Raw genomic sequence first — 7825 nt, forward strand, 5'->3', positions numbered from 1 at the left:
TTAAATAAAGTAATGAATTATCTTGAGACTCATAATACAAGATATTGGTTATTTTGCGAATGGTTATATTTAAATGGGTTAAGATATTCTGAAGCGGCGGGAATGCTTAAAAAAGATGTTATAATCAGCGAAGATAGAAACTTCTGTAAAGTTACGGGAGCGCTAGATTATGCAGGTAAAAAGGCAGATGAAATTAAAAAAATCAATCAGACTAAGACAATTGCAAGCTTAAGAGAAGTTGATTTAAATTCAAAAGCGGTAGAGATTTATACTAAAGCTTGCGACCTGTCATTAAATTCTGAATACATCTTTTCGACTTCGACAGGTACACCAATTCATATATCTGCCATTGATACCTTTTTAAGGGAACATAAAGAGAGAATGGGCATTGATAAAAACAAAAAACTTTCAAGTCATATTTTCAGACATACTCACATTTCTAAATTAGCTGAACTTGAGGTACCATTACATATCATACAAAGACGTGTTGGACACCAGAATGAATCAGTGACCAGGGACATCTATTTGCATATCACTTCACGGGCTAAAGATAAAACAAAAAAGCTATTAGAGATGATCTAATAGCTTTTTAATTGGCACACTTTTGGCACACCAAATCAAACATTCTTCACTTTAACAGTTAAAAACCTTTGTATATAAGAGTCTTCGTTGAGAACTACTCAAACACAAATTGATTGTGGTAGAGTTCTGCATAGAAACCGTTTGGTACATGCAAGAGTTCATGGTGGCTGCCTTCTTCAATGACAACACCATCTTTTAACACGACAATCTTATCTGCGTTCAAAATCGTTTTAAGGCGATGGGCAATGACAAATGATGTCCGTCCAGCGATCGCTGCTTCCATGGCCCACTGAATTTGTTGCTCAGTTACGGTATCGACATTTGACGTTGCTTCATCCAAAATCAAAAGTTTTGGATTGGTCAAAATCGTCCGTGCAATGGAAATCTGCTGTTTTTGACCTGTTGAGAAGACATTTTCGTCATCATCAACAATTGTGTCATATTTATCAGGTAGGTTATCAATAAACTCATGGATATGCGTTGTTTTGGCTGCTGTGATGATTTCCTCATCAGTTGCATCAAAGCCAAACTTAATATTATCCTTGATTGTCCCGCTAAACAAAACTGAGTCTTGCAGGACAATCCCGACGCCACGGCGCAGTGAGTCCAAGTCCATATCACGGATATCAACGCCGTCAAATTTAATGCTACCATTGTCCACGTCATAAAAGCGGTTCATCAAGTTCATGATGGTTGTTTTACCTGAACCTGTCGGACCAACAACGGCGACCATTTGGCCTTTTTTAACGTTGATGCTGACATCTTTAAGGATGGGTTTACCTGGTAGATAGCTAAAGTCAAGATGCTCAATCTGAACACCGTCTTTGATGCCGTCGAAGATGACCCCGTTTTCCGGGCGGACTTCTTCTGGTTCATCAAACATTTCCTGCAAGCGACGTGCGCCTGTGACTGCCATTTGGAGCTGTGCAAATGACGATGAAATTTGCATCACAGGTTGGTAGTATTGTTGTGAATATTGCACGAACATCACTACCAAGCCAAGTGCTGCTGCAGTTGACATGGATTTATCATTCAGGGCAATCATCGATCCTGCAAAAATAACGATGGCCAGATTGACAAAGCTCATGCCGTTCATAACTGGCATCAACATACCTGAATAGACTTGACCTTTAAAGGTCGCTTGGCGGACTTTGTCATTTTGTTTGACAAAACCGTCAATGGCATCTTGTTCTAAGCCCTCAACGATGATCACTTTTTGACCTGAAATTTTCTCATCCATGTAGGCGTTAAGTTTACCAACTTCATCTTGTTGCAAGTCGATATATTTCTTGGCTTGACGGATGATGATCACAACTAGTAAAATGGCTACTGGCGTCGAGGCAATCGTGACCCACGCAAGCGAGACATTTTGACGGAATATCATGATAATAACACCGATAAACATGGCAACCTGTGTCGCGACAAGGGCGAGAGATTGGTTAAGCGAGTTTTGGATGTTATCCAAGTCTGATGTGAAACGGCTAAGGATATCGCCATCTTGATGACGGTCAAAGAATGAAATCGTCAAACGCTCAAGTTTACCGAACAAGCCCTTACGCATTGAGTTGGTCGCATGAGAGACGATCCGGCCAAAGAGAACTTCATACATCAGCATGGCAATGGTCATGAAGACATATGAGAGTAACAACTTCCACATGATGCTGAAAAAGACTGTTTTTTCAGGTGTGTGTTTGGCCAAGTCAACCAAGGCTGTCACATTGGTCGGCATACCATTTTTAGTCAATTCCCCAAGCATAGCTTGTGGCAATTCTGCCGGAACATGACCGTTAAAGGATGCGACTATTTTTTCAGCGCCTTGGTGTTTGAAATAAGCTGTGACCCATTCAGCGAGCTGTGTTAAAGCATCACCGATAAAGACTGGGACTTTCACCTGTAAATACGTGGCGATGATGATCGTCAACGTAATGACTAAAAGTGAGATTTTGAATTTCTTAAAATAGTTCCAGAAAAACTTGATTGCTTTACTATATTCTTTCATTAATCATCACTTCCTTTCTGTGTTTCATAGATTTCACGGTAGGTCGCATTGTTTTCAATGAGTTCTTTATGTTTGCCAACACCGATGAGTTTACCGGCATCCAAAACGAGAATCTTATCGGCATGGACAACTGATGAAATTTTTTGAGCAATGATAATTTTTGTGGTATTTGGCAGTTCGCCCGCCAAAGCCTCTTGGACTAATTTTTCAGACTTCGCGTCTAGTGCAGAGGTTGAGTCATCTAGGATCAAGATCTTAGGCTCCCCAATGACACCTCGGGCAATAGACATCCGTTGTTTTTGACCACCTGAGAAGTTGGTGCCTCGTTCTTCAACCGGACTCTCAAAGACATCCGACATTTTTTCGATAAATTCACGGGCTTGTGAGATAGCACTGGCATGCTTCATATCATCAATAGTAGCATCAGCTTTCCCATGTTTCAAGTTTTGAGCAATTGTTCCTGAGAAGAGAATCGCACGTTGTAAAACGATAGAGACGGTCTCACGAACAGTGTTTCGGCTAAGATCGCGTAGATCATGACCGTCTATTTTAATTGATCCTTCAGTTGGATCAAATAACCGTGGAATGAGTTGGGCAAGTGTTGATTTACCTGCACCTGTTGCCCCAACGACACCAACTGATTCACCAGCCTTGATACTAAAGGAAACATCTTCTAAGGTTGGTTCATCATCTGTTGGATAGGTAAAGGTGACGTGGTCAAACTCAAGGTCTCCGATCAAATCTTGATCTGGGACATCTTTAAAGGTCATGGCAGGTTCCGTGTTGATGACTTCGCCAATCCGTTTAAGTGAGATAAAGGCCCGTGATGCCATCATCGACATCATCCCACCCATGATAATGGCAAACATGATTTGCATCATGTAAGTCATAAATGAGGCAATACTTGCCAAATCTTTAGGTTCTTTTTGCACATAGGTAGAAACAAACCAGATAGCCCCAAAGATTGCGAGATAAGCCGCAAAGGTAAAGGCTGGAATCATGGCAGAAAAGATGTAGCTAACGATTAAGTTATGACCGAGCAACTCATCAGAATTGGCATCGAATTTAGCCGCTTGTTCTTTTTCTTGGACAAAAGATTTCACCACGCGCGTGCCACGAAGATTTTCCTTGGCAATGCCGTTGAGTTTATCCATCAAGGTTTGGAAAGCCCCGAAATGTTTGCCCATGCTACCCATGGAAACACCGGTGATCAGGACAATGACAACGACCAAGAGGACGATGATCCACCATAATTTAGGCAAGGTTTGAATGGCTAAAATAAATGAACCAACAAATAAAAGTGGGACACGAAGCAAGATTTGAAACAAAATCATAATCAAGTTCATGACTTGGTTAACGTCATTGGTCATACGGACAACGAGGTTGCCGGCATTAAATTTCTCGATATTGGCATAAGAGAAACTTTGGATTTTACGGAAAGTCTGCTCCCGCAAATCAGCTGACACGCCTTGGGCAATCTTAGCTGCAAAAATCGTGTTGACGACGCCTGCGAGCAAGCCAATCCCCGCAATGATAATGAGTTGAATCCCGTAATCCATGATTTTCTCTTTATCGTTGTTAGAAACAGCCTCGAGGACTTTAGTTAAGATTTGTGGCTGCCAGAGTGTCGTGCCAACGACCAAAATGACCATGGCAAGCGATCCTAACGCCCAAAACTTATATTGTTTAATTGCTTTTATCAGCATAGCTTTCCATTCTGTACTTTCAGTATCGGGCATCTAGACAAAAAATAACCTTTTATCGAGATGCCCACAGTATCTTTTTCATTCTAACATATTCTGTGAATTTTTTCTGTCTTAAGCGTCCGAATTCTGTTATAATGGAAGGATGAAAAATACTCGCTATCAAGACTTGAAATTAGCCGAACGTGGTGCCCTCATCAGTATCTGGGCTTACCTTATTCTTTCTATCCTTAAACTTGTCATTGCAAACACTACGCATTCTGAAAGTTTACGGGCAGATGGTTTTAATAATATCACAGATATCATGGGCAACATTGCAGTTCTGATCGGTTTGAAAATCGCACGCCGCCCGGCAGATGATGACCATACCTATGGCCACTGGAAAGTTGAGTCAGTTGCCTCACTCATCACTAGCTTCATCATGTTCGTCGTTGGCTTCTTCGTCTTGAAAGACACAATCACAGCCATCATTAATAACGAGCATACGCCGGTTGATCTATCTGGTTCTATCGTCGGCATTTTCTCAGCAGTTGTCATGCTAGTCATCTACTTTTATAATCGCAACCTCGCACTCAAATCAAAAAGCTCTGGCTTGATGAGTGCCGCCAAAGATAATCTATCAGATGCCGTCTCCTCTATTGCGACTTCCATCGCCATTTTTGCAGCCAGCTTCAACCTCATCATCATCGACCGCCTGATGGCCGTTATCATTACTATTTTCATCTTCAAGACAGCCTACGATATTTTTGCTGAGGCGGCCTTCAGTCTCTCAGATGGATTTGATGAAACCAAAATCGATACCTACACAGCCGCCATTAGCAAGTTACCCAAAGTCATGGCCGTTAAGTTTATCCGCGGGAGAACTTATGGCAGTAACATTTTCCTCGACGTCGTCGTCGAAATGTCGCCTGATCTTTCTGTCTACGAAAGCCACGAAGCAACGGAAGTGATTGAGACCACTTTGAAACAAGATTTCGAAGTCTTTGATGTAGATGTGCATGTCGAGCCAGCGATTTTACCTGACGAGGCACGCTATGCTAGCCTAGCACTTGTGATTCTGGGCTTGGAAGAAAAAGTCTTGAATGGTCAAGATGCCTCACTTCTTTCTGAGCAATTCACGGAAATCCGTGCAGATGGTGTCGAAATTGACAAAAACGAAAAACTTTTGGAGCAACATGAACATCTGGCCATTGCAGGCTACAAACCTGATCGTATTTCCAAGAAAACCTTTGTCATCACCTACAGTTATTTTGAGCAAGGAAAAAGCTTTGCCGTTACTAGTATCTGGCGTCGAAAGACGAACTGGTATTGTGAAGCACGTCAATTGACCTTGATTGTCTAAAATAAGACAAAAAAGTGAGCCACTCAGCTCACTTTTTTTTTACCTTAATTAGATTGCTGCATCCGCAACTTGTAATGCTTTATCGTAATTTGGCTCATCTGTCATCTCAGACAAGATCTCAGTATAGATGATTTGGCCGTCTTTGATGACAAAGACGCTACGGGCTAAGAGGTTAGCCTCAGCCATGACGATGCCGTAAAGTTTACCAAATTCATTATTGGCATCGGATAGAATCGTCATTTCAACGCCTTCTGCAGCACACCAGTTGGCTTGTTCTTCTGGCGTGTTGTTAGAAATCGATAGGAAAGCAATTTCTTTGTGCGCTGCGGCTTCTTGATTGAAACGACGCGTTTGAACTGAACACACGCTGGTATTAATATTTGGAAAAACACTGATAATAATCGGGCTTGGCAATTCTGACAAGCTCACAACATTGTTGTGTTGATCTTTCAAGCTGAAGTCAGGCGCTTGACCTGTTGTCAGTGGGTTAATCTCCGTAAAGTCTTCACCATTTCTTGTAATAATCATGTTTTGTTCACTCCTTTATTCTCTTTGATTTCATTATAATAAAAAATCGTCTGAGTCTATACTCAAACGACTTACATATTTATAAACGAGCGTTTAATTCAGCGCCAAGTTCCTCAAAGCCTGGTTTACCAAGCAAGGCGAACATATTTTTCTTGTAGGCTTCAACTCCTGGTTGGTCAAATGGGTTAACACCATTGAGGTAACCAGAAAGGCCGATTGCGATTTCGAAGAAGTAGATAAGGTAACCCAAAGTGAAGGCATCTTGTTTTTTGATTGTGACAACTGAGTTAGGGACACCACCGTCAGTATGCGCAAGCAATACACCTTGAAAGGCTTTGGTATTGACGAAATCAACATCTTTTCCTTCAAGGTAGCCAAGACCATCAAGATCTTCTGCTTCTGTTGGGATGTTGATGTTCAATGTTGGTTCTTCAATTTTAATAACTGTTTCAAAGAGGTTACGGCTACCTTCTTGGATAGACTGACCGATTGAGTGCAAGTCTGTTGAAAAGTTAGCTGATGTTGGATAAATTCCTTTATAGTCTTTACCTTCTGATTCACCAGCTAATTGTTTCCACCATTCGCTGAAGTATTGCAATGATGGCTCGTAGTTAGCCAAGATTTCGATTGTTTTACCTTTACGGTAAAGGATGTTACGAAGTACAGCATATTGGTAGGCTTGGTTAACTTTCAAGTCTGGTGTGCTGTATTCTTCACGGGCTGCTGCTGCACCATCCATTAAAGCTTGGATATCTGCACCACTCGCTGCGATAGGTAAAAGACCTACCGGTGTTAAGACTGTGAAACGACCACCAACGGCATCTGGTACGACAAATGATTCCCAACCTTCAGCATCAGCTTGGACTTTAACCGCACCTTTTGCTTTATCAGTTGTTGCGTAAATCCGTTTGTTGGCTTCTTCTTGACCATATTTTTTGATCAAAAGTTCTTTGAAGACGCGGAAAGCAATAGCAGGTTCTGTTGTTGTCCCTGATTTTGAAATCACGTTAACTGAAAAGTCTTTGTCGCCAACATACTCAACGAGTTGTGACAAGTAAGTTGAAGAAATTGAGTTACCAGCATACAAGATTTGTGGCGCTTGACGTTTTTCTTTTGATTCAAGGTTGACGAATGAGCTGTTCAAGAAGTCAATCGCTGCTTTCGCACCAAGGTATGATCCACCAATCCCAATGACGATCAAAACATCACTGTCAGATTTGATTTTTTCAGCTGATTTCAAGATGCGATCAAATTCTGCCTTATCGTAATCTTTTGGTAGATCAATCCAGCCTGTAAAGTCTGACCCTTGACCAGAACCATCGCGTAAAGCAGCATCGAAAGCTGTTACTGCTGGTTGTAAGTAGTCAAATTCGTGTTGCGCAACAAATTGTAGAGCTGTTTTGTAATCAAATTTAATGTGTGACATGTTTTCTCCTTAGTTAATCGGTGTGGGAACACACGCTTCTCTTAACGCTCATGCGTCAAGTTGAGTTTTTTAGCGAACTGTTATCGTTTTCACTAAAAAATCAATTTGATTCATTTTACCGCTTTTTACAGATTTTTTCAAGGATTTTGTCATGATTTGTGACTTATTTTTCAAAGTACTTGCTACCATTTGCCCCCATCTTCTTAATCACAAAAAAGAACAGACTTTGAGTCTGTCCATTTTTA

Annotated in this window: 6 protein-coding genes; 2 read left to right on the top strand and 4 right to left on the bottom strand. The window is 41.2% G+C overall.

The genetic code is table 11. The features are described from left to right. The coding region (locus LRA01S_RS09865; protein WP_082785450.1) for a site-specific integrase at positions 1-582 on the top strand (582 nt) is incomplete at its 5' end. 94 nt (positions 583-676) lie between these two features. On the opposite strand, the gene LRA01S_RS09870 is transcribed toward LRA01S_RS09865, so the two are convergent. Together LRA01S_RS09870 and LRA01S_RS09875 are read right to left on the bottom strand one after the other, a co-directional pair. Next, a complete protein-coding gene (locus tag LRA01S_RS09870) occupies positions 677-2581 on the bottom strand; it encodes an ABC transporter ATP-binding protein (RefSeq protein ID WP_061775461.1) in 1905 nt (634 codons plus the stop codon). Then, the gene (locus LRA01S_RS09875; RefSeq protein WP_061775465.1) at positions 2581-4287 is read right to left on the bottom strand and encodes an ABC transporter ATP-binding protein; all 1707 of its coding nucleotides are present in this window, start codon (positions 4285-4287) and stop codon (positions 2581-2583) included. Before LRA01S_RS09875 ends, LRA01S_RS09870 begins: the two co-directional genes overlap by 1 nt. Positions 4288-4429: 142 nt before the next feature. Between LRA01S_RS09875 and LRA01S_RS09880 the strand changes: the two genes are divergently transcribed. Then, on the top strand, positions 4430-5626 hold the full coding sequence (locus LRA01S_RS09880; protein WP_061775462.1) for a cation diffusion facilitator family transporter: 1197 nt from the start codon (positions 4430-4432) through the stop codon (positions 5624-5626). A 48-nt stretch (positions 5627-5674) separates the two neighbouring features. Here LRA01S_RS09880 and LRA01S_RS09885 read toward each other — a convergent pair whose 3' ends face one another. Next, on the bottom strand, positions 5675-6154 hold the full coding sequence (locus LRA01S_RS09885) for a thiol peroxidase (protein WP_061775463.1): 480 nt from the start codon (positions 6152-6154) through the stop codon (positions 5675-5677). Positions 6155-6233: 79 nt separating this feature from the next. Next, entirely contained in the window at positions 6234-7580 is a 1347-nt protein-coding gene (locus LRA01S_RS09890) for a glucose-6-phosphate isomerase (protein ID WP_061775464.1), read from the bottom strand. Between the last annotated feature and the right edge of the window lie 245 nt (positions 7581-7825).

The sequence above is a fragment of the Pseudolactococcus raffinolactis NBRC 100932 genome (assembly GCF_001591765.1).
GTDB lineage: Bacteria > Bacillota > Bacilli > Lactobacillales > Streptococcaceae > Pseudolactococcus > Pseudolactococcus raffinolactis.